The organism is Mycolicibacterium llatzerense (genome assembly GCF_025331195.1).
GTDB classification, from domain to species: Bacteria; Actinomycetota; Actinomycetes; order Mycobacteriales; family Mycobacteriaceae; genus Mycobacterium; species Mycobacterium llatzerense.
In genome coordinates this window covers 310,087-331,426 of the sequence record NZ_LXOV01000017.1, presented here as the reverse complement: position 1 = coordinate 331,426, position 21,340 = coordinate 310,087, and the positions used below count along the sequence as shown (strand labels likewise).

Sequence of the window (21,340 nt, the reverse complement as noted above, 5' to 3'; positions counted from 1 at the left end):
CAGGTAAGGCCCGATGTCCGCTACTTCGCGTAGACAGTAACCAACACGACGCGGCGATACGCGCTGTTGAGCGATGCTCGCCAACCTTGTGTCGAGCGGACCTGTGTAAATGCTGCGGCCCGAAACACAGAGTTAACGAGACCCGGCTCCGCGACTCAGTCGGCTGACGCCTCTGTCGCTTCCGCGACCGGCGGATCCAGCGTCTCGACGACGACCTCGGCCACCCGCTTCATCGTGGTACGACGGTCCATCGCCGCCCGCTGAATCCACTTGAACGCCTCGGGTTCGGACATGCCCTGCTTGGTCTGCAGAATGCCTTTGGCGCGCTCGACGAGCTTGCGGGTCTCCAGCCGGTCCGACAGCGAGAGGACTTCCTTCTCCAAGGCCCTCACCTCACCGAAGCGGCTGACCGCGACCTCGATGGCCGGCACCAGGTCCGTGATGGAGAACGGCTTGACCAGGTAGGCCATGGCACCCGCGTCACGGGCCCGTTCAACCAGCTCACGCTGCGAAAACGCAGTCAGGATCACGATGGGCGCGATGCGCTTGGCGGCGATCTCGGAGGCTGCGTCGATACCGTCTCGGCGCGGCATCTTCACGTCCATGATCACCAGGTCGGGCTTCAGCTTCTCGGCGAGCTCGACCGCCTCCTGCCCGTCGCCGGCCTCGCCGACGATCTCGTAGCCCTCCTCGCGGAGCATCTCCGCAAGGTCCAGCCGGATGAGCGCCTCATCCTCGGCCACGAGAACACGGCGTGGTGCGACGTCATCAGTTGTTGGCCCGGTCATCCCCACATTGTCGCGTGAGGAGCCCCGTAAGGCGACCTCGGGGCGCGGCGTGGCCGCCAGAATCACATCAACTATGGTGGTACACCGCACCGCCGAAACGCCCTCGTATCCCAACTGGCAGAGGAAACGGATTCAAAACCCGTGCAGTGTGAGTTCGAATCTCACCGAGGGCACCAAAACTCGCCGCTAAACTGCACGCATGGGGGCACTGCGAGTCACTGCGGATGGGCTGTTCGCCGTTGCCGGTCAACTCGAGCAGCGTGCCCAAGCTCTGTCGGCGCACACCATCAGCGGTGCGCCGCTGCCTGCCGGCCAGTCCACCGCTGATGTCGTCGCCGAAATCCAGACCCGCGTTGATGCCGCATCCACCGCGCATGCCGAACGCATCTGGTCCGTCGCGTCCACACTGACCGCCGCCGGACGTGCCTATACCGAGTCCGACCGCTCAGCCTCGGCAGCATTGGCGGAATAGCCTCCATGGCCGAACTCGAATTGCCGACACTGGCACAGATCACCGATTGGGATGTTCAGCACCTGGTCGACGCTGCAGCGCAATGGACCAAGACTGCCGACCTGTGGGAGAACTCATTCCACGACGTCTGGCAGGGCACCCTGCGCCCCGGCGGCACCACGTGGGAAGGCAGCGCCGCGGAGAACGCACAGGACGTCGCCTGGCGTGATCTGGTCAAGGTCCGCGGGTCGGCCGACGCGCTGCGGACCGCCGCCAATATCGCCCACACCGGCGCGGCGTCGCTCTCTGATGTCAAACGACTGGCACTGGGCGCAATTGACGAAGCACGCACCAACGAGTTCGCGGTCGCCGACGACCTGTCGGTGACCGAGGTCAGGTACCGGTTCGTGGCCAGGGAACGCGAGTCGCGCGAGTCGATCGCCGACGACCACACCGCCGACATCCGGCACCTCGCCGCGAATCTCGTTGCGCTGGACCGGGATATCGCGCACCGGCTGCGGGCGACCATGTCCGGGATCGGCGCCCCGATCTATTCGGTGTGAGCGCCTCCCCGGCGCCTGAGACGCCGGGGAGGCCTCGCCCAGACCCGGACTATGAGCCCTGGTGCTGGTGTGTCTTGCTGTCGGTCGACGAGTCCTTGCCACCGCCGTCGCCGTTGGCCCGACCGGCCGGCTTTGCCGGTTCGCTCGCCGCGGCGGGGGTCTGCTTCTTGGCTTTGCCGGGCTTCTTGCCCGTCTTGCCCTTGGTACCCGCTTTGCCGCTGTCCGACTTGTCCTGCGTCGCACCATCTTTGGTCTGGGTCTTGGGCTCGTTCGTCGTAGGCTTGGGCGTCTCCGAACCGGACGAATCAGTCTGCGACGTTTCCGACTTCGGGGTCTCAGCCTTCGGAGCCTCGGCCTTCGGCGTCTCAGTCTTCGGGGTCTCAGTCTTCGGCGTCTCAGCCTTCGGGGTCTCCACCGCCGGGGTCTCAGCCTTCGTGTCGTCGACCTTGGGGGTGTCGGTCTTCGGCGTATCGGTCTTCGGCGTCTCGGCCTTCGTGTCGTCGACCTTGGGGGTCTCCGTCTTGGGCTCCTCGGTCTTGGTGCCCTCGGCCTTGGTCTCCACAGCCTTCGGGTCGACAGCCCCGGCGGCTTCGTGCTCGGCGGCGTCAACCACCTTCACGTCGCCGGATTCCGACTTGTCGCCGGCCTTGGCATGCTCGGCAGTGTCTTTCGAACCGCCCACCTGAGACTTCAACTCCTTGGCGGCCAGGTTCGCGGCCGCGACGGTATCCGCACTGACCGAGGCTGCGGCAGGTGCCAAACTTGCGGTGGCATTCGCTTGCGCCGCAGCTGGTTTGAAGATTCCCGAGATCAGACTCTGGAACGCCTTGACGGCGTTGGCGAACGCGGTCTGCAACGAAGCAGTGAACGACGTGAACGCCTTCTGGAACTGAGCGAACGCCTTCTGGATCAATTCGGCCAGTGCCACGATCGGTGAGACGATGACGGGCGGCAGACCGATGGCGTCAGAGATCACCTTCACGGCCAGCTTGGCCGTCCAGTCGGCCTGGAAGATGCCGTAGCCGGTGTCCGTGCCTGGCACGCCATCGCGGGTGGTGTAGATGAACAACGGGCCGGTGTAGGTCAGCGCCCGCCAGGTGGTGATGAAGTCCTGGATGAAATCGGCCTGCTTCTGGTTGCTGGTCGGATCCACGACGCCGAGTTGGTCGAGCACGGTCTGGAAGCCGTACTCGGTGGCCCAGATCAGCTTCTGGCCGTCACCGTTCTGCACCATGATCGCCCGCATCTGCTGCACCTGGTACAGCGCCGAGAACGGGTTCAAAGCACCGCCCTGGGAGAACTTCAACACCTGGTTGAACTCGTAGGGGTGAACCGAGATGGCGTCGAAAAAGCCTTTGGCGCCAGCGGCATACATCGCGGCGAGGAAGGTCTGCGGAGACGCGGTAGCCCCGAAGAAGTCCTGCAGCGGAGCCAGCGCGCCCGCGATGACCGTGGACGTGGGGTCCGCACCCACGGTCCCGTCGCCACCCTTCAGCGTGGTGTAGACCGCCTTCAAGATGGCGGTGTATTTGACGGGATCCATCGGCTGGAAGAAGGTGAAGCTGTTGGGCTCGTTCCAGACTTCGTACGCGGAGATCACGTCGCCGTACCGGGTGGCAACCTGCTTCACGAAGTCGGCGTAGACGGCCGGATCGGGCGCACCCGCGCCGGGGATGGTGCCACTGGGCGCTGCCCACAGCGGCGTGTGGCTGACGACAGCCAGCACACCCATGTTGTGGGCGCGAGCGGCGTCCATCACGTTGTTCATCAGCTGCCAGTTGGCGTCGTTCGGCAGATCATTGGGACCTGTCATCTTGATCAACGCCCACGGCACGAAGACCCGGATGTTCTGCACCCCGATCGACTGCAGCTGGTCCAGCGTCTTGTTGATGTCCGCCGGCGACAGCCCATAGAGGCTCGAGTCGGCGATGCCGACGCTCGACGCCTCCGGATCGATCTCCGCGGTGGGTATGACGTCGATCGCCACAGACCGGGGCTGCGTCGGCGCCACGTGGCTGTACGCGCACAGGACGGCCAACGGCATGAATACGACAACGACTCTCAACATCAGAGCTCGGACCAGACGGTTCACCGTAGTCCCCTTTCCACCTGGTCATCGCCACTGATCGATGACGCGTAGGCAGTTAATTTACTGCGCCGACAACAACTAAAGGTGTCCAAATACGAAATCAGATTGAAATAATCCAGTCCTGCGTATTAGGCAAATATAGAGCCAGGCTAAATACCTCTGGTATGTTGGCAAGTAGCTAATCAATATCACTTTGCCAATTCGCCATAGGCAAGGATTTTGGCCTAGTTTTCCCAGTTCATTTGCGCTAAATGACCATCAAGGTCACCATTCGACGCCATCGTCGAATATCTGGCAATTTTGATATTGATCCGCCTCGTACCGATTTTTCAGTTGCGGCGAAGGGACGTCCAGTACCAACCAAAATCCTGCCCTCCGGGCCCCGGAAATGGCCAGAGCAACTGGCCATTATGGGTACCGCGGTGGCCTGATATTTCGCCGTCAGCGGAGTATCCGCAGGCGAGCACCAAATCCGGCCCTGCGCGTCTACCCTTGACCCATGGCGATCATGGACGACGCTCGCCTCGCCGGTGGCGCCGCGACTCCGAACGCCGACCTGGTCGCTGCCGTGCGCCGCTCGGTGTGTGTGCCGACCGCGACTGTCCGTGAGTGCCTTCACCCCGACGCCGACATCCTGAGCCCGACGGTGGCCCGCAGCCGCCGAATCCTGACCCGCACCAGCCGCCTCGGCGCGATGCTCAGCGTCTTCTTCGCGTTCCAGGCCTTGTCCACGGGCCCGTACGCGATGTGGATCGGCACGGTCAACCTGGCCAGCGCGGCGCTGTTCCTGATCGTGCCCAAGCTCTACCGGTTCGGCGAACTGATCGCGCCCGCGGCCTTCGTGCTCATCGCCTACACCACGGTCACCGTCGTGACCATCAACATCGGCACCGGCTCCGGCATCCTGCTGTATTTCGCCGTGGCCGGCGCGATCGCCCTGTTGATCGTGGGACTCGAACATCTGGCCTTTGCGGCCGTCGTCGCCGCGGTCGGCATCGTCGCCGCCACCATCCTGGAATTCACGATCCCGGCGCACACCGGCGCGCAGACCGAGTTGGAAAGCCGGGTGTCGTTCGTCATCACGGCGGTGTCCGCCTGCCTGATCGTGATGGCGACCGTCTGGTCCGTCCTGCGCGAGAACGCCATCGCCCAGCGCGCCATCCAAGCCGAGTATCTGCGGTCCGAGTCGCTGTTGGCGAACATCCTGCCGGAGTCCATCGCGCAACGACTCAAGGATCCGGCGCATACGGTGATCGCCGACAAATTCGACGACGCCTCAATCCTTTTCGCCGATATCGCCGGGTACACCCAGCGTGCCAGCGACACTGCCCCTGCCGATCTGGTCCAGTTCCTGGACACGCTGTACACCGATCTGGACGCACTGGTCGACCGGCACGGCCTGGAGAAGGTCAAGACCAGCGGTGACTCGTACATGGTGGTCAGCGGGATACCGCACGGGCGCGCCGATCACCTCGAGGCGCTGGCCTGTCTGGCTCTGGACTTCAACGACGCGGTGCGCGAACTGACCGACTCGAAGGGGCGCCCCGTCCCGGTCCGCATCGGCCTCGCCGCCGGCCCGGTGGTGGCCGGTGTCGTCGGTTCCCGCAAGTTCTTCTACGACGTCTGGGGCGACGCGGTCAACGTCGCGTCGCGGATGGAGAGCACCGACGTCGCCGGGCGAATCCAGGTGCCGCACAACGTGTATGAACGCCTCCAGCATGCCTACGCATTCGAGGAGCGCGGCGAGATCGACGTCAAGGGCAAGGGTGTGATGCACACCTGGTACCTGACCGGGCGACTGTCCGCGGCCGGCGCCTCGCGGGCCGACGGCGCTCAGTCCAGCCCGTGCTCGATGGCATAACGCGCCGCTTCGACCCGATTGGCCACCTGCAGCTTGCGGAACGTCGCTTGCACGTGGTTCTCGACGGTGCGGTGGCTCAGCGTCAGACGTTCGGCAATCTGCTTGGCGGTCAAGCCTTTTGCCACGTAGCGGAGAATCTCGGTCTCCCGTTCCGTCAGGCCCGCTGCCGGGTCCGCGCCCGGCGCCTTGGCCATGCGCCGGTGCTCCCCCAGCACCAGGCCGGCGAGCCCTGGGGTGAACACCGCACGCCCCTCGCCCGTCGCACGGACCGCGTCGGCCAGCTCGGCCTTGGAGGCGCTCTTCACCAGGTATCCGGTGGCGCCGGCCTTCACCGCCTCCAGCACGTCGTCGCGCTCGTCGGAAGCCGACAGCACCAGTACCCGGCTGGCCGGTGACACCGCCAGCACTCCGATGGTCGCCTCGACCCCGCTGCCGTCGGACAGGCGCATGTCCATCACCACCACCTGGGGCTTGACCACCGCGGCCCGACGTCCCGCGGCCCCGACCCCGTCAGCGGTGGCCACCACGGTGAAACCCGAGTCCTCGAGATCGCGGGCTACTGCGTCGCGCCAGATCGGGTGGTCGTCGACCACCATGACCGTCAGCTCGGACGGTTGCGGCTCAGGCATCGGTGCCCTCCGTTCTCGGCACGGTCAGCTCCCACTCGGTGCCGACTCCCGGCGACGTCGTCAGCTCGGCGGCACCGCCCAGCGATTCCAGCCGTCCCACAATGGATTTCGTCACGCCCATGTGCCCCTCCGCCGCCGCCTGCGCCAACCGTCCGTCGGCAATGCCCACCCCATCGTCGCGGATACTCACCACCACCTGCTCCCCCAGGTCTTCGACGAGGACGAAAGCCCGGGCCCCCGGGCCCGCGTGCGCAGCCGTGTTGCCCAGCACGTTGGCCACCGCGGCATCGAGCTCGCCCGCCACGGCCGCGTCGAGCAGCACCGGGTCCGGCGGCACGCTCACCGCGACGCGGTCCCCGGCGCGAGTCCGCAGCATCTCTCCGACGTCGACCAGACCACCCGTCGCCTCGTCCAGGCCGGAACTGACCAGCCGGCGCAGCGCCCGTTCCTGCTCACCGGCCAGCTGCGCGAGTTCCGTTGTCTCACCGCCGATTTCCCGCCCCTTGCGGGCCACCAGTGCCAGTACCTGAATGGCCCCGTCGTGCACCTGCCGGGACAGCCGCTCACGCTCGGCGGTCGCCGCCGCCAATCGGATCGCGCGCTGCAACTCCGCGTGGGCCCGGCGCGCGGTCTGGGCGGCCATCCCGACCGCGAGTCCCACCGCCAACTCGATGACAAGCGTCGCCTGCCGCCCCAGATTGGGGTCGAAGTAGCCCTTCAGCACCGCACCAGCCGCCGTCACCAACAGGCCGACGCCCATGCCCGCCACCGGCCCCAGCTGGATCGCCGCCGACAACGTCGCGTTGGTGGCCCACAACGTCGTCGGCCACGACTGGTTGCCGGCGATCCACGCCGGAGACGCCACCAGGTCGGTCGACAACACCAGCAGCACCACCACCAGCACCTCGGCCAGCACCCAGCCCGTCCGCCTGCCGAAGCCGCGCAGATAGGCCACCGCACACGCCCCGCTCCAGGCCATGAGGACCCCGAACAGCGCCCACGTGACGGAGGGGTGCCGCAGATCGTCATTCACGGCGAGCTGAAAACCCAAGGCGTACAGGCAGCTGAGCAGCCGGAAGCCCTGCGCGGCCCGCCACAGCGGGGCAGCGGGGTCCGGCTCGGAAGCGAGGTGCACGGCCACTACATCACTTTGGACAGGAAGGCCTTCGTGCGTTCATGTTTCGGGTTGGCCATCACCTCACGCGGGGCGCCGCGCTCGACCACCACGCCGGCGTCCATGAACACCAGCTCGTCGGCGACCTCGCGCGCGAAGCCCATCTCGTGGGTGACCACCACCATCGTCATGCCCAGCTGGGCCAGATTCTTCATAACCGCGAGCACGTCCCCGACCAGCTCGGGGTCCAGAGCCGAGGTTGGCTCGTCGAAGAGCATCAGTTTGGGCTCCATCGCCAGCGCACGGGCGATCGCGACCCGCTGTTGCTGGCCTCCCGACAACTGGGCCGGATACGCGTCGGCCTTGCTGGACAACCCGACCTGGTCGAGCAGTTCCCGCGCGCGGCTCAGCGCCACAGCGCGCTTGACACCCTTGACATGGACCGGTGCCTCGACGATGTTCTCCAGCGCGGTCCGGTGCGGGAACAGATTGAAATGCTGGAACACCATGCCGACGTCGCGGCGCTGGCGGGCGGCTTCCCGGGGCGGGAGTTCATGCAGCTTGCCGCCGCGCTCGCGGTACCCGACCAGCTGCTCGTCCACGTACAGCCGTCCGGCGCTGACCTGTTCCAGGTGATTGATACACCGCAGGAACGTCGACTTGCCGGAACCGGAGGGACCGACGAGCACGAGAACCTGGCCACGCTCGACTTCCAGGGAGACGCCCTTGAGTACCTCCAAGGCACCAAAGTTCTTGCACACCTGCTCGGCGCGCACCATGAGGGTCATGCGGGCACACCCCCGTGGTCTCCCAGTTGTGCCCGGGCAAGGGCCTCAAGCTGTTTGGTCGTCAGCTTCCGCGACGCCCCCCGCGAGAAGTACCGCTCCAGGTAGAACTGCCCGACCATCAGCACGCTGGTGATGACCAGGTACCAGGTGGCGGCCACCAGCAGCAGCGGGATGGGCTGGAACAGCACCGCCGAGATGTCGCGGGTACGAGTGTAGAGCTCGAGGGTGTACGGCACGGCGGTGACCAGCGAGGTGGTCTTGAGCATGCTGATCAACTCGTTGCCGGTGGGCGGCACGATCACCCGCATCGCCTGCGGCAGGACCGTGCGCCGCATGGTCATCCACCACGACATGCCGAGGGCGACCGACGCCTCCGTCTGCCCCTCCGGGACGGAAATGATTCCGGCACGGATGATTTCGGCCATGTAGGCGGCTTCGTTGAGGCCCAGTCCGATGAACGCCATCTCGAACGCCAGCGACAGACCCTGCAGCTGGATGTGGAACAGCGACGGGCCGAACGGCACCCCGATCTGGATGTTCTGGTAGATCGACGGGAACAGGCCCCAGAACACCAGCTGCACGTACACCGGAGTACCGCGGAAAATCCACAGATAGCCCCACGCGACCGCCCGGAACACCGGGTTGGGCGACAGCCGCATCACGGCCAGGATGACGCCGAGCACCAAGCCGATCGTCATCGCATAGATGGTGAGCTGCAACGTATTCCAGGCCGCCTCGGCCACCCGCTCGTCGAGCAGGTACTTGAGGTAGGTGTCCCACCCGTAGGCCTCGTTGGTGGCGGCACCGTAGACGAACAGGCCGGCGATGACGAGGATCGCGACGGCCCCCACCCACCGCCACGGGTGTCGTAGCGGCACCGCGTCGATGGCAGCAGGCCCGTGCGGGGCAGCCGCCGACTCAGCACTCGTCACGTCAGCTGGTGGCCCCGTTGACGACCGGCTTGTCGATCATCCCGGCCTGCACGCCCCAGCTGGTCGCGATCTGCTTGTAGGTGCCGTTGTCGATCAGGTGCTGCAGCGCCTGCAACAGCGACTGGGCCAACGGGGACCCCTTCTTGACCGGCCAGCCGTACGGCGACGAATTGAAGACCTCGCCCGCCTGCACCAGCTTGCCGCCCGTCTGCTTGATCGCCCACAGCGTCACCGGCGAATCAGCCGACATGGCGTCAGCCTGGCCGACGACGACCGCATTGGCGGCCTGGTCCTGGTTGTCGAACTTCACCACGTCGATGGGCGGCTTGCCGGCGTCGGTGCACGTCTTGGACTTGGCGGGCAGTTCCTCGGTGTCCTGCACCGTGGTCGACTCGACCGCCACCTTCTTGCCGCAGGCGTTGTTCGGGTCGATCTGGCCACCCGCGCGCTGCGCCCACAGGCTGCCGGCCGAGAAGTAGGTGACGAAGTCGACCTGCTGCTCACGCTGCTTGCTGTCGGTGAACGACGACATCCCGACGTTGTAGGTGCCGGCCTGGATCGCCGGGATGATCTTGGAGAAGTCCGATTCCTCCCGGTAGTCGACCGTCAGGCCGAGCGTCTGGGCGATGGCATTCATCAGGTCGACATCGAATCCGACGATCTTCCCGGTGCTCGAATCCTTGTACTCGTTGGGCGCGTACGGAAGGTTCACGCCGACGATCAGCTTGCCGCTGGACTTGATGGCCTCCGGCACGGTGTTGGCGATCGACTCGACCTTGGCGGCCGGAGCGGCCGACGAACTCGACGCGGGCGACGTGGATTCGGTGTTCTTCGTGCAGCCCGACAGCGCCAATGCGCTACTGGCAGCCACCACCACTGCAATGCGCCATGCTGTGCCCCGACGGGTCCGACTGACACCTGACACGTTGCCTCTTCCCTACTGCTTCACTCTGTACCGATCACACCTGCCATGACTTGGGAGCACCTTATCGGCACTGTGGTCATCAAGCGTGCCAATCGACGGTTGTCCACCGTGAAAAACAGGGTCGTCCGAACTCTGCGCAGCCCGCGTCAAATATGTGAGACTGCGTCAATGACCACGCAAACTCCGCCAAGTCTGTTGCAGCACCTGTGGAAATCCGCCCTCATCTCGGGCCTGCTCGCCGTAGCACTCGGTGCGGCCGTGTTGGCCTGGCCCGGCATCACCATCCTGGTGGCCGCGATCGCGTTCGGCGCCTACCTGCTCATCAGCGGCATCGGCCAGGTGGTGTTCGCCTTCAGCCTGCACATCTCGGCCGGTGGCCGGGTGCTGGCCTTCATCAGCGGCGCGGCATCCCTGGTGCTCGCCGTGCTGGCGTTCCGCCACATCGGCGATGCCGTACTGCTGCTGGCCATCTGGATCGGCATCGGCTTCATCTTCCGTGGGGTGGCCACCACCGTGTCGGCGATCAGCGACCCCACCCTTCCCGCCCGCGGCTGGAACATCTTCCTCGGCATCATCAGCCTGATCGCGGGCTTCGTCGTGCTGGGCTCGCCGATCGAGTCGATCGGCACGTTGGCACTGGTGACCGGCATCTGGCTGGTGGTCACCGGCGTCGCCGAAGTGATCACCGCGTTCGGAATCCGCAAGGGCGCCAAGGCTGTTGACAAGGCCATCGACGAGGCGACGACCAACGCCTGAGGCCGTTGACCGGAATGTGCTGTGTGGCCGGGCGCACGTGTGCGCCTGGCCACACAATTGCCTGTTCGGCAGGTCTAGACCACCACCCGCATGAACTACTACAGTAAGTCGTAGATCAATCCCTCCGGCTCGGGGCAGGCTCAATGGACGCACTGGACGTATCGAGGTGGCAGTTCGGGATCACCACCGTCTACCACTTCATCCTGGTCCCGCTGACCATCGGCCTCGCGCCGCTGTTGGCCGTCATGCAGACCATCTGGGTGGTGACCGGCAACTCGGCCTGGTATCGGCTCACCAAGTTCTTCGGCAAGCTGTTCCTGATCAACTTCGCCCTCGGCGTGGCCACGGGCATCGTGCAGGAATTCCAGTTCGGGATGAACTGGAGTGAGTACTCACGATTCGTCGGTGACGTGTTCGGCGCGCCCCTGGCGCTGGAGGGCCTGGCCGCGTTCTTCTTCGAATCCACCTTCCTCGGGCTGTGGATCTTCGGCTGGACCAAACTGCCCCGACTGGTGCACCTGGCGTGTATCTGGATCGTCGCGTTCGGCGTGAACGCGTCGGCGTTCTTCATCATCTCGGCCAACTCGTTCATGCAGCATCCAGTTGGCGCGCACTACAATCCGGAGACCGGACGGGCAGAGCTCACCAGCATCTGGGAGCTGTTGACCAACAACACGGGCATCGCGGCGTTCACGCACACGGTCGGCGGCGCGATCCTGACGGCCTCGACCTTCGTCGCGGCGATCAGCGCCTGGTGGATGGTGCGCGGCGGCAACACCGAAGAATCGCGCACCATGTTCCGCCCGGCCGCCATGCTGGGCTGTTCCATCGCGCTGGTCGCAGCGGCCTCGCTCGGGCTCACCGGGGACTTCCAGGGCAAGCTGATGTTCGTCCAACAGCCCATGAAGATGGCGTCGGCAGAATCGTTGTGCCACACCGAAACCGACCCGGACTTCTCGGTCCTGACCATCGGTACCCACAACAACTGCGACAGCGTCACGCACGTCATCGAGGTGCCGTACGTGCTGCCCTTCCTGGCCGAGAGCAAGTTCGAGGGCGTCCGATTGGAGGGCGTGCAGGACCTGCAGAAGGAATACGTCGCCAAGTACGGCCCGGGTGACTACCGACCCAACCTGTTCGTCACCTACTGGTCGTTCCGCATGATGATCGGATTGCTGGCCTTCCCAGGGCTTTTCGCGCTCACCACCCTGTGGTTGACGCGCAAGGGCCGAATCCCGACGCAGCGGTGGCTGAGCATCTTCGCACTGGTGACGCTGCCCATGCCGTTCCTGGCCAACAGCGCAGGCTGGGTCTTCACCGAGATGGGCCGCCAACCCTGGGTGGTCGCCAACAACCCGACGGGCGACCCGAACCTGCATCTCACGATCCGGCAGGGCGTGTCGGACCACAGCGCGGGCACGGTCTGGATCTCCCTGATCACTTTCACGACGCTCTACGCGCTGCTGGCCGTCATCTGGTTCTGGCTGCTGCGCCGCTACACGCTCGAGGGGCCACTCGAACACGACGCCGAGCCGACACCACCCACCCCACCCGACAGCGACGACGTCGCGCCACTGTCGTTCGCGTACTAGGAAGGGGCAGCCATGACACTTCAGAACCTCTGGTTCGTCATCCTGGCCGCGCTCTTCGTGGGCTTCTTCGTCCTGGAGGGGTTCGACTTCGGCGTCGGCATGCTCATGGAGTTCTTCGGGCGCACCGACAGCGCCGTCAAAGGCGACCCGGAACAGCACCGCCGCGCCGGACTGAACACCATCGGACCGGTGTGGGACGGCAACGAGGTCTGGATCATCACCGCGGGCGCCGCGATGTTCGCGGCGTTCCCGGGCATGTACGCCACGCTGTTCTCGGGCCTCTACCTGCCACTGCTGGCCATCCTGGTCGGCATGATCGTGCGGGTCTGCGCCATCGAATGGCGCGGCAAGATCGACGATCCGCAGTGGCGCCGACGGGCCGACATCGGCATCGCCATGGGCTCCTGGCTGCCCGCCGTGCTGTGGGGCGTGGCCTTCGCCTCCATCCTGCGCGGCCTCCCGGTCGACGCCCACCATCAGATTCAGCTGTCGGCCGGTGACGTGCTCAACCCGTACTCGCTGCTCGGCGGCATCGCCACGGCCAGCCTGTTCGCGTTCCACGGCGCAGTGTTCGTCACGCTCAAAACCGAAGGGGCCGTGCATGATGACGCGCGCCGCTTCGCCACCCGACTGACCGTTCCGGTGACCGTGATCGTCGCCGCGTTCGGCATCTGGACCCAGGTGGCCTACGGCGACGACGTGACCTGGATAGCACTGGGAATCGCTGTGGTGGCACAGCTTTCGGCCGTCCGGCTGGTGTGGACGCGCCGCGCCGACGGCTGGGCATTCGCGGCGACGGCGGTGGTCGTCGCCGCCGTGGTCGCGCTGCTGTTCGGCTGCCTGTACCCGAATCTCATTCCGTCGACCCTCGACCCGGCGTGGAGCCTGACCATCCACAACGCGTCGTCGTCGCCGTACACCCTCAAGGTGATGACCTGGGCCGCGCTGCTGCTCACGCCGCTGGTGATCGCCTACCAGGGCTGGACGTACTGGGTATTCCGGCAACGGATTTCGGCCGAGCACATCCCGGCTTCCATCGGGTTGTCCCCGAACGGCGGGCCGCACTGACCCGATCGTCGACCAATCCCCGCATGACCGCCGGTCTGCGGCGGCATCTGACGGCCACGGTCGGCAGCGGGGTCGTCATCACTGCCGCGGCGCTCGCCGCGGCAGTGCTCACCGCGCAGGTGGTGGCCGGGGTCATCACCACCGGCGCACCGCTGTCGCATTGGGCGCCAAGGCTGGCGGCGGTCGCCGCACTGTGGGCAGTGCGCGCCGGCGCCCAGTGGTGGCAGGCCAGGTTGAGCCAGCACGGCGCCACCGCGATGATCGCCGACCTCGATGCGCAGGTGCTCACCGTCGTCGCCGCACTGCCGCCGCACCGTCGACAGGCGGTGCACGACGAGGCCGCGATCCTGCTGACCCGCGGCCTGGATGGACTGCGGCCGTACTTCACCCGCTACCTGCCCGCCGTGGTCATGTCCGTGTTGTTGACGCCGGCGGCCGTGATCGTGATCGCCGCCTGCGACTTGAAATCCGCGGCGGTCGTCCTGATCGCGCTGCCGCTGATCCCACTGTTCATGGTGCTGATCGGTGTCATGACAACCGAGCGGTCAGCGGCCGCGCTGGCCGCCATGGCCACCCTGCAGTCGCGTCTGCTCGACCTCATCGCGGGCATTCCCACCCTGCGCGCCCTCGGCCGCGCCGAGGGCGCCGCGCCACGCATCACCGAACTGTCAGACGCACATCGGCATTCGGCCCTGGCCACGCTGCGTATCGCGTTCCTGTCGGCGCTGGTCCTCGAATTGCTGGCGACGCTGGGGGTGGCGCTGGTCGCCGTCGGCGTCGGTCTGCGGCTGGTCAGCGGTGGGGTCACGCTGCCGGTCGCCCTGACCGTCCTGCTGCTGGCCCCCGAGGTGTTCTGGCCGCTGCGCCGCGTCGGCGTGGAATTTCATGCGGCGCAGGACGGCAAGGTCGCCTTCGGGCAGGCCTACCACCTGCTGGCAGCCGCCGGGCAACCGGAATCCGGCACCGCGCGGATCGGGGCGCGGCCGACCATCGAGTTGGAGCAGGTCAGCATCGACGGCCGCGACGGGCCGGCGCCGCACCAGCTGACACTGCGGGCCGCGCCCGGCGCGGTGACCGTGCTGACCGGGCCCAACGGCAGCGGGAAAAGCACGGCGCTGCAGGCGATTCTGGGGCTGACGCCGCCCGACGCAGGCCGGGTACTCATCGGAGATGACGCGCACCGACTCGAGGTCGGCACGCTGGACCGGCAGCACTGGTGGCAACAGATCGGCTGGCTGCCCCAACGGCCGGTACTGGTTCCGGGCACCGTGCGGGAGAACCTGGAACTGCTCGGCACCCTCCCCGACCTCGACGGTGCCTGCCGCGCATCGGGATTCGACGAGGTGCTGGCCACGCTGCCCGCCGGACTGGACACCGTGCTGGGCCGCGGTGGCTCCGGGCTGTCGCTGGGCCAGCGGCAGCGGCTGGCGCTGGCCCGGGTCCTCGGCAGGCCCTGCCCGGTACTGCTGCTCGACGAACCGACCTCACATTTGGACGCCGAGCTGGAAATCCAGGTACTGCACGCGATCCGGGCCCGCGCCGAGGCCGGTGCCACCGTGCTGGTCGTCGGACACCGCGACGCGGTGCTGGCCATCGGCGACGAGGTCGTCCAGGTGGGAGGTGCTTCCCGTGTCCACAGTTAGATTCGCGATCGCGTTGCTCCGGCCCCGTCTCCCGCGTCTGGCGCTGGCGGTCTTCCTCGGGTCCGCGGCGCTCGGCAGCGCCCTCGCCCTGGCCGGGGTGTCGGCCTGGCTGATCACCCGGGCCTGGCAACAACCGCCGATTCTCCAGTTGTCTGTCGCGGTGGTGGCGGTTCGCCTGTTCGGCATTTCCCGTGGGGTACTGGGCTATTGCGAACGCCTGGCATCGCACGACGTGGCCCTGCGGGCCGCAGGCCGGGCCCGCACCGAGCTGTACCGGCGCCTGTGCGCCGCACCACCGGCGACGGTGCTGCGCCTGAGCAGCGGCGAATTGGTCTCGCGCGCGGGCGCTTCCGTCGACGATCTGGCCGACACCCTGGTGCGCTCGGTGTTACCCATCGCCGTGGCGACGGTGCTTTCGACTGCCTCGGTGATCGTCATCGCCGTCATTTCCCCCGCCGCGGCCCTGGCCCTCGCGGCCGGGCTGGTGGTCGCCGGCGGGTGGGCGCCTTGGCAGGCGGCCCGCGCCGCGGAGGCCACCGAGCGCCTTGCCGCCGAACATCATTCAGACCGCGACGGGGCCGTCATGCTGGCCCTCGACCATGCCGCGGAACTGGCGGTGGCCGGCCGACTGACCGACGTCATCGCGCAGGCCACCGAGGACCACCGGCGCTGGGGCGACGCCGCCGACCGCGCCGCCCGGCCCGCCGCCCTGGCCGCCGCGGTCCCGATCCTGGCCACCGGCGCGAGTGCCATCGCCGCGGTGCTGGCCGCCATCTCGCTGACCTCGACCGTCGCGCCCACCACGCTGGCGGTCCTCATGCTGCTGCCGTTGTCGGCGTTCGAGGCAACCGGCGCCCTGCCGGCCGCGGCGGTGCAGCTGACGCGAGCCCGCATCGCCATCGCGCGGCTGACCGGCATGCTGACCGAAGATCCCGACGACCGCGTCCTCACGGCCGTCCCACCGCTCGAGCCGGCGGCCGGCGATCGAGTCGCCGTGCTGGGGGCCAGTGGCCGCGGCAAGACCACCTTGCTGTTGTCGACTGCCGACCGCTTCCGCGAAACCGATTCACCGGCAGGGTTTTTCGCCGAGGATGCGCACCTGTTCGACACCACGCTGCGCGACAACCTCCTGGTGGCCCGGGGCGATGCCACCGACGGCGAACTCACCACCGCCCTGGAACAGGTCGGCCTGGGTCCGTGGCTGGCGACGCTGCCCGACGGTCTGTCCACCCTGCTCGTCGGCGGGGCCGCCGCGGTATCGGCCGGCCAGCGGCGCCGACTGCTGCTCGCCCGCGCCCTGCTGACCGACTTCCCCGTGGTGCTCCTCGACGAACCGACCGAACACCTCGATGCGGCGGACAGCGAGCGGTTGCTCACCGAACTCCTCACTCCGGGTGCACTGTTCGGCGCCGACCGCGCGGTGGTGGTGGCCACCCACCATCTGCCGGCGAACCTGGACTGCACGGTGCTGGACCTCAGCAACGACGGGTACCCTGCGCAGTCATGAGCATGTATCCCGGTGGCGGGTATCCCCCGCCGCCACCGCCGCCGTACGCCAACGCGGCATACGGGCCGTACACGGCGGCTCCGCGCAACGGTATGGGCACCACGGCGCTGGTGCTGGGCATCGTGGGACTGCTGACCTCGTGGTCGGTGGTCGGTGGGCTGCTGTTCGGGCTTGGTGCCGTCGCATGCGGCGTCATCGGCCGCAACCGGGTCAAAGAGGGGCTCGCCAACAACGCCGTGGTGGCCGGGGCGGGCATCGCGCTGGGCGCGCTGGCCACGGTCCTGGCGGTGGTGTTCGTCTTCGTGGTGATCGGCTTCTACCGCCAGGTCGGGTTCAGCGACTACACCGACTGCATGACGCGCGCCGGGCAGGACCAGAACGCGCAGAGCACCTGCGTCCAGGACTTTCGGAGTCGCATCGAGAAGGAATTCGGCGTCAAGGTCGAGGGCTGAGACCGAAAGGCCTTAGCCCGGAAAGTGTTTGACGATGCCTTCCTGGGTCACCGTCGCCAGCACCTGGCCGGCCCGGTCGAAGAAGTGCCCCGACGCCAGGCCCCGCGAGTCGGCGGCCACCGGCGACGTCGTCGAATACAGCACCCAGTCGTCGAACTTGATCGGCCGGTGGAACCAGACGGTGTGGTTCATGCTGACCGCGAAAATCCGGTCGTGGCCCCACGACAGCCCGTGGGTGGTGATGATCGAGTCCAACAGCGTCGTGTCCGACGAGTACACCAGCGCCGCGGCGTGCAACACCTGGTCGTCGGGCATGGCGCCCATCGTCTTGAGCCACACGCGGTTGTGGTCGAGCTTGCCGCCCTTGTCGCGCATCACCCAGGCCGGGTCGTTGGTGTAGCGCCATTCGATCGGTTTGAGCGCCTCGACGAACAGCGGAACGGTCTCCTCGTAGCCCTTCAGCAGATCGTCAATCGTGGGCAGCGACAACGGATCCGGCACCGCAGGCGCCTTGACGCCATGCTCCAGACTCCGTCCGCCGGCCAGGTGTGACACCAACGCCGTCGCCAGCAGCGTGTCGCCCTGCATGACGTCGACCCGGCGGTTGGCGAACCGCCGCTCGTCGCGCAACCGGACCACCTTGAACTCCAGGTCCCGCTCCGGGTCGCCGCCGGCGATGAAGTGCGTCGTGATCGTCGTCGGCGGCAGCTTCGGCGGCACGGTACGACTGGCGGCGACGAACGCCTGCGCCATCATCTGACCGCCGAAGGTACGGACCGGGTTCCGGCTGGGATGACCACCGGTGAAGGTGTCGTCATCGACCCGGGCGACATCGAGAACCTTGAGCAGTTCCTCGAAATCAGCTGTCGTCACGTGTCGCTCCCGCTAGTGGTCTTCCTCCCCGATCCGGTGCACGTGGATCAGGTTGGTCGAGCCTACTGTGCCCGGCGGCGCGCCCGCGACGATGACCACCAGGTCACCGCGCTTGTAGCGGTCCAGCTCCAGCAGCGCCTTGTCGACCTCCTGGATCATGCCGTCGGTGCTGTCCATCTGCGGGACGATGAACGTCTCGGTCCCCCAGGTCAGCGCCAGCTGGCTGCGCACCTCCGGCAGGTCGGTGAACGCCAGCAGCGGCAGCGGGGTGTGCAGGCGGGACAGCCGGCGCACGGTGTCCCCGGACTGGGTGAACGCGACCAGCGCCTTGGCGTCCAGTCGCTCCCCGATGTCGCGGGCCGCGTAGGAGATGACGCCACGCTTGGTGCGCGGCACATGGGTCAACGGCGGCGCGTCCGTGGAATTCGCCTCGACGGCTTTCACGATGCGCGCCATGGTCCGCACGGCCTCGAGCGCGTACTTGCCGACCGAGGTCTCGCCGGAGAGCATCACGGCGTCGGCGCCGTCGAGAATCGCATTGGCGACGTCCGAGGCCTCGGCCCGGGTGGGGCGGGAGTTCTCGATCATCGACTCCAGCATCTGAGTGGCCACGATGACGGGCTTGGCGTTCTCCCTGGCCATCTGGATGGCGCGCTTCTGCACCAACGGCACTTCCTCGAGCGGCAGTTCGACGCCCAGGTCACCGCGGGCGACCATGACTGCGTCGAAGGCCAGCACGATGGCCTCGAGGTTGTCGACGGCCTCGGGCTTCTCCAGCTTGGCGATCACCGGAACCCGGCGGCCCACCTCGTCCATCACCTCGTGCACGAGTTCGATGTCGGCCGGCGACCGGACGAACGACAGCGCGATGAGGTCGACGCCGAGTTTCAGGGCGAACTTCAGGTCGTCGATATCCTTCTCGGACAAGGCCGGCACGGACACGTTCATCCCGGGCAGGGACAGGCCCTTGTTGTTGCTGACCCGCCCGCCTTCAGTGACGGTACAGACCACGTCATTGCCGTCGACCTCGGTGACCGTCAGTCCGATGTTGCCGTCATCGACGAGCAGGCGGTCGCCGGCGACAGCATCCTCGGCCAGCTGCTTGTAGGTGGTCGACACGCGGTCGTGGGTGCCCTCGCACTCATCGACGGTGATCCGCACCGTCTCGCCGGTGCGCCACTCGGTGGGTCCGTCAGCGAAGCGACCGAGCCGAATCTTGGGGCCCTGCAGATCGGCCAGGATGCCGACCGCGCGGCCCGAGGCGTCGGAAGCCTGACGAACCCGCTTGTACGCCACCTCGTGGTCAGCGTGCGCACCGTGACTGAAGTTCAGCCGTGCCACATCCATCCCAGCTTCCACCAGCGCCCTGACGGTCTCATCGGTGGAGGTAGCCGGGCCCAGGGTACAGACGATCTTTCCGCGCCTATTCACAGTGCATGAGCATAGTGGATCGATTCAGATAACGGTCCGCCGGGAGCGCCGTCAGCACGTCAATATCAGTCGAACAGGGAGTTGCGACGTGGTGTCCGCGGCCGGCCGCTACGGCTGGCTGAACGTCGGCACCAGCGGGAATCCCGGCAGATTGCGGACCACCGTCCACACGACCATCGCCACCAGCGCGGTCACCAGCGGCGGCGCCACCGACAGCTGTCGTCGCCAGCACACGACCAGCCATGCCACCAGCAACGGCAATCCGACGAGCGCGAACACGTTGTCGACCACGGCGGCCGAGAAGTTGCCGTGCAACACGTCGTGGGTCATGCGCAGCCCGCCGCACAGCGGACAGTTCCATCCGGTGAGCGCTTTGAACGGGCACGGGGGAAACCCGAATCCGGGGCGGTGCGGATCGGCCAGGCCGATGTACGTCAGCGCGGCCAGTGCCACGCCTCCGGTGCCGGCCACCGCCGCCACGCGCGCGACCCTGCCTGACGTCATCAGTCCATGATGCCCGGCCGGAACACCGATCGCCGATCTACGCCGTTCGGCTGATGCTCTGCGCGGCCGCGCAACGGACAGTGGACGGACCGACCCCGAATTCGATGCCGGAAATCGACCAGCGCGAACGGAGAGGAACGCAATGACCACAACCACCCGAATGCGTGTCGGTGTCGCGGATCCGATCCTCGCCGCACGGCCGGCTGCCGAGACGTTCACCCGGGCCAGCTATCTGGGTGCGGTCGCGAGCCGCGTCGATTCGTTCTGGGTGCCCGACCATCTCAATCAACTGTTTCCGCGGTCGCTATGGAAACAAAAGTACTGTGGTGCAGCCAGAGTCGTGCCGAAGATCGACGCCAGTATGGAGCCGTGGACCATGCTGGGGCACATCGCAGCTCGCAATCGAGTCGGTCGACTGCGGCTCGGCGTTGGCGTGACCGACACCGGCCGCCGGAATCCCGCCGTCACCGCGCAGGCGGCCGCGACGCTGCACCTGCTCACCCGTGGACGGGCGATCCTGGGTATCGGCCCGGGGGAACGAGAAGGAAACGAACCGTACGGCGTCGACTGGTCCGCCCCCGTGGCCCGGTTCGAAGAAGCGATGGCCACCATCCGCGCGCTCTGGGATTCGGGCGGCGAACTGGTCAATCGGGACTCGCCGTATTTCCCCTTGCGTGATGCCCTTTTCGAGCTGCCGCCCTACCGCGGCAAGTGGCCCGAGATCTGGATAGGCGCGCACGGGCCACGGATGTTACGCGCAACCGGGCGCTACGCGGATGCCTACTTCCCTGGATTCCCGCACCGGCCAAAGGATTACGTCCAACGCCTGGAAGTCGTCCGCACGGTGGCATCTGACGCGGGCCGCGACCCGATGGCCGTGCTCCCCGCCGTCATGTTGTTCGTCATCACTGGCCGCAGTCGCGACGCCGTTGATGCGGCGCTGGACTCCGAGATAATCAAGTCGTTGGCACTCAACGCCTCCGACGAGGTCTACGCCCGCCACGGTGCCCAACATCCCCTGGGAGCCGGTTTCTCGGGCGCCCAGGATCTGCTGCCGCACGGCATGGACGAAGAAACCGCGCTGTCCCACGTTGCCGCCATCCCGCCGTCGCTGATGCGCGAGATTTGCCTCAACGGAACCGTCGACGAAGTCATCGCGCAGGCCGCCGAATGGCGGGATTGCGGAGTGCGCTATCTGGTGCTGGTCAATGCCGGCGTCATGCAGCGGAGCTTGAGGAACGGAGTGATGACGACGCAACCGTTCAACAGGATCATTCAGGGCATCAAGAGGCTCTGAGGCGGTGAAATGCGAACGTCGGTGACCCCTCGACACCGACGTTCGCCGCGAACCGGCGACAATATTGCCGTATTGTA

20 protein-coding genes and 1 tRNA gene are annotated in these 21,340 nt (G+C 66.9%); 11 read left to right on the top strand and 10 right to left on the bottom strand.

From position 1 onward, the window contains the following. Nucleotides 1-155: 155 nt before the first annotated feature. On the bottom strand, nt 156-788 hold the full coding sequence (locus tag A7G45_RS29210; protein WP_043398554.1) for a two-component system response regulator PdtaR: 633 nt from the start codon (nt 786-788) through the stop codon (nt 156-158). Between the two features lie 99 nt (nt 789-887). Here A7G45_RS29210 and A7G45_RS29205 point away from each other — a divergent pair. The 3 genes from A7G45_RS29205 to A7G45_RS29195 all read left to right on the top strand — a co-directional run bounded on the left by A7G45_RS29205 (nt 888) and on the right by A7G45_RS29195 (nt 1,802). Continuing rightward, nucleotides 888-964, top strand: a tRNA-Leu gene (locus A7G45_RS29205). Nucleotides 965-987: 23 nt separating this feature from the next. Further along, nucleotides 988-1,260: a hypothetical protein gene (locus tag A7G45_RS29200; RefSeq protein ID WP_260942109.1), complete on the top strand. Its 273-nt coding sequence runs from the start codon at nt 988-990 to the stop codon at nt 1,258-1,260. Nucleotides 1,261-1,265: 5 nt separating this feature from the next. Beyond that, a complete protein-coding gene (locus tag A7G45_RS29195; protein WP_260942107.1) occupies nt 1,266-1,802 on the top strand; it encodes a hypothetical protein in 537 nt (178 codons plus the stop codon). Between the two features lie 49 nt (nt 1,803-1,851). Here A7G45_RS29195 and A7G45_RS29190 read toward each other — a convergent pair whose 3' ends face one another. Beyond that, complete coding sequence (locus A7G45_RS29190; RefSeq protein ID WP_260942104.1) at nt 1,852-3,870, bottom strand: cellulase family glycosylhydrolase; 2,019 nt, start codon at nt 3,868-3,870, stop codon at nt 1,852-1,854. Nucleotides 3,871-4,390: 520 nt separating this feature from the next. On the opposite strand from A7G45_RS29190, the gene A7G45_RS29185 reads away from it, so the two are divergent. Further along, on the top strand, nt 4,391-5,752 hold the full coding sequence (locus tag A7G45_RS29185) for an adenylate/guanylate cyclase domain-containing protein (protein WP_260942102.1): 1,362 nt from the start codon (nt 4,391-4,393) through the stop codon (nt 5,750-5,752). On the opposite strand, the gene A7G45_RS29180 is transcribed toward A7G45_RS29185, so the two are convergent. Genes A7G45_RS29180 through A7G45_RS29160 form a run of 5 tightly spaced genes read right to left on the bottom strand, consistent with a single transcriptional unit; the run spans nt 5,725 to nt 10,089 of the window. Beyond that, nucleotides 5,725-6,381, bottom strand: a complete 657-nt coding sequence (locus A7G45_RS29180; protein WP_260942100.1) for a LuxR C-terminal-related transcriptional regulator — start codon at nt 6,379-6,381, stop codon at nt 5,725-5,727. The two genes, A7G45_RS29185 and A7G45_RS29180, sit on opposite strands and share 28 nt — an antisense overlap. Continuing rightward, the gene (gene macS, locus A7G45_RS29175; RefSeq protein ID WP_260942098.1) at nt 6,374-7,522 is read right to left on the bottom strand and encodes a MacS family sensor histidine kinase; all 1,149 of its coding nucleotides are present in this window, start codon (nt 7,520-7,522) and stop codon (nt 6,374-6,376) included. Before macS ends, A7G45_RS29180 begins: the two co-directional genes overlap by 8 nt. Then, on the bottom strand, nt 7,522-8,274 hold the full coding sequence (locus A7G45_RS29170) for an amino acid ABC transporter ATP-binding protein (RefSeq protein WP_043986065.1): 753 nt from the start codon (nt 8,272-8,274) through the stop codon (nt 7,522-7,524). The genes macS and A7G45_RS29170 overlap by 1 nt, the downstream gene beginning before the upstream one ends. Before the next feature lie 5 nt (nt 8,275-8,279). Further along, complete coding sequence (locus tag A7G45_RS29165; RefSeq protein WP_043398391.1) at nt 8,280-9,215, bottom strand: amino acid ABC transporter permease; 936 nt, start codon at nt 9,213-9,215, stop codon at nt 8,280-8,282. Between the two features lies 1 nt (nt 9,216). Beyond that, nucleotides 9,217-10,089: an ABC transporter substrate-binding protein gene (locus tag A7G45_RS29160; protein WP_231575629.1), complete on the bottom strand. Its 873-nt coding sequence runs from the start codon at nt 10,087-10,089 to the stop codon at nt 9,217-9,219. Between the two features lie 219 nt (nt 10,090-10,308). On the opposite strand from A7G45_RS29160, the gene A7G45_RS29155 reads away from it, so the two are divergent. The 6 genes from A7G45_RS29155 to A7G45_RS29130 all read left to right on the top strand — a co-directional run bounded on the left by A7G45_RS29155 (nt 10,309) and on the right by A7G45_RS29130 (nt 17,158). Beyond that, nucleotides 10,309-10,896: an HdeD family acid-resistance protein gene (locus A7G45_RS29155; protein WP_192830231.1), complete on the top strand. Its 588-nt coding sequence runs from the start codon at nt 10,309-10,311 to the stop codon at nt 10,894-10,896. Between the two features lie 143 nt (nt 10,897-11,039). Further along, nucleotides 11,040-12,488, top strand: coding sequence for a cytochrome ubiquinol oxidase subunit I (locus A7G45_RS29150; RefSeq protein WP_260942096.1), 1,449 nt, complete (start codon nt 11,040-11,042; stop codon nt 12,486-12,488). A 12-nt stretch (nt 12,489-12,500) separates the two neighbouring features. After that, the gene (cydB, locus tag A7G45_RS29145) at nt 12,501-13,556 is read left to right on the top strand and encodes a cytochrome d ubiquinol oxidase subunit II (protein WP_260942094.1); all 1,056 of its coding nucleotides are present in this window, start codon (nt 12,501-12,503) and stop codon (nt 13,554-13,556) included. 23 nt (nt 13,557-13,579) lie between these two features. Further along, nucleotides 13,580-15,199 carry a thiol reductant ABC exporter subunit CydD gene (cydD, locus tag A7G45_RS29140; RefSeq protein WP_260942092.1) on the top strand — a complete coding sequence of 540 codons (1,620 nt, stop codon included), beginning with the start codon at nt 13,580-13,582 and terminating at the stop codon, nt 15,197-15,199. Next, a complete protein-coding gene (locus A7G45_RS29135; protein ID WP_260942090.1) occupies nt 15,186-16,706 on the top strand; it encodes an ATP-binding cassette domain-containing protein in 1,521 nt (506 codons plus the stop codon). The genes cydD and A7G45_RS29135 overlap by 14 nt, the downstream gene beginning before the upstream one ends. Further along, a complete protein-coding gene (locus A7G45_RS29130; RefSeq protein WP_260942088.1) occupies nt 16,703-17,158 on the top strand; it encodes a DUF4190 domain-containing protein in 456 nt (151 codons plus the stop codon). The genes A7G45_RS29135 and A7G45_RS29130 overlap by 4 nt, the downstream gene beginning before the upstream one ends. Before the next feature lie 12 nt (nt 17,159-17,170). Here A7G45_RS29130 and A7G45_RS29125 read toward each other — a convergent pair whose 3' ends face one another. The 3 genes from A7G45_RS29125 to A7G45_RS29115 all read right to left on the bottom strand — a co-directional run bounded on the left by A7G45_RS29125 (nt 17,171) and on the right by A7G45_RS29115 (nt 19,966). Beyond that, complete coding sequence (locus A7G45_RS29125) at nt 17,171-18,031, bottom strand: acyl-CoA thioesterase II (RefSeq protein WP_043398406.1); 861 nt, start codon at nt 18,029-18,031, stop codon at nt 17,171-17,173. A 12-nt stretch (nt 18,032-18,043) separates the two neighbouring features. Next, nucleotides 18,044-19,462, bottom strand: coding sequence for a pyruvate kinase (gene pyk / locus A7G45_RS29120; RefSeq protein ID WP_260942085.1), 1,419 nt, complete (start codon nt 19,460-19,462; stop codon nt 18,044-18,046). A gap of 108 nt (nt 19,463-19,570) precedes the next feature. Continuing rightward, nucleotides 19,571-19,966 carry a DUF2752 domain-containing protein gene (locus A7G45_RS29115; protein WP_260942083.1) on the bottom strand — a complete coding sequence of 132 codons (396 nt, stop codon included), beginning with the start codon at nt 19,964-19,966 and terminating at the stop codon, nt 19,571-19,573. Nucleotides 19,967-20,108: 142 nt separating this feature from the next. On the opposite strand from A7G45_RS29115, the gene A7G45_RS29110 reads away from it, so the two are divergent. Next, nucleotides 20,109-21,263, top strand: coding sequence for an LLM class flavin-dependent oxidoreductase (locus A7G45_RS29110; protein ID WP_260942081.1), 1,155 nt, complete (start codon nt 20,109-20,111; stop codon nt 21,261-21,263). Nucleotides 21,264-21,340 lie beyond the last annotated feature (77 nt).

What these genes read in the sequence shown, in the direction of transcription:
- A7G45_RS29210 (WP_043398554.1), bottom strand. Translation starts at nt 788, where the DNA reads ATGACCGGGCCAACAACTGATGACGTCGCACCACGCCGTGTTCTCGTG.
- A7G45_RS29200 (WP_260942109.1), top strand. Translation starts at nt 988, where the DNA reads ATGGGGGCACTGCGAGTCACTGCGGATGGGCTGTTCGCCGTTGCCGGT.
- A7G45_RS29195 (WP_260942107.1), top strand. Translation starts at nt 1,266, where the DNA reads ATGGCCGAACTCGAATTGCCGACACTGGCACAGATCACCGATTGGGAT.
- A7G45_RS29190 (WP_260942104.1), bottom strand. Translation starts at nt 3,870, where the DNA reads ATGTTGAGAGTCGTTGTCGTATTCATGCCGTTGGCCGTCCTGTGCGCG.
- A7G45_RS29185 (WP_260942102.1), top strand. Translation starts at nt 4,391, where the DNA reads ATGGCGATCATGGACGACGCTCGCCTCGCCGGTGGCGCCGCGACTCCG.
- A7G45_RS29180 (WP_260942100.1), bottom strand. Translation starts at nt 6,381, where the DNA reads ATGCCTGAGCCGCAACCGTCCGAGCTGACGGTCATGGTGGTCGACGAC.
- A7G45_RS29170 (WP_043986065.1), bottom strand. Translation starts at nt 8,274, where the DNA reads ATGGTGCGCGCCGAGCAGGTGTGCAAGAACTTTGGTGCCTTGGAGGTA.
- A7G45_RS29155 (WP_192830231.1), top strand. Translation starts at nt 10,309, where the DNA reads ATGACCACGCAAACTCCGCCAAGTCTGTTGCAGCACCTGTGGAAATCC.
- A7G45_RS29150 (WP_260942096.1), top strand. Translation starts at nt 11,040, where the DNA reads ATGGACGCACTGGACGTATCGAGGTGGCAGTTCGGGATCACCACCGTC.
- cydB (WP_260942094.1), top strand. Translation starts at nt 12,501, where the DNA reads ATGACACTTCAGAACCTCTGGTTCGTCATCCTGGCCGCGCTCTTCGTG.
- cydD (WP_260942092.1), top strand. Translation starts at nt 13,580, where the DNA reads ATGACCGCCGGTCTGCGGCGGCATCTGACGGCCACGGTCGGCAGCGGG.
- A7G45_RS29130 (WP_260942088.1), top strand. Translation starts at nt 16,703, where the DNA reads ATGAGCATGTATCCCGGTGGCGGGTATCCCCCGCCGCCACCGCCGCCG.
- A7G45_RS29115 (WP_260942083.1), bottom strand. Translation starts at nt 19,966, where the DNA reads ATGACGTCAGGCAGGGTCGCGCGCGTGGCGGCGGTGGCCGGCACCGGA.
- A7G45_RS29110 (WP_260942081.1), top strand. Translation starts at nt 20,109, where the DNA reads ATGACCACAACCACCCGAATGCGTGTCGGTGTCGCGGATCCGATCCTC.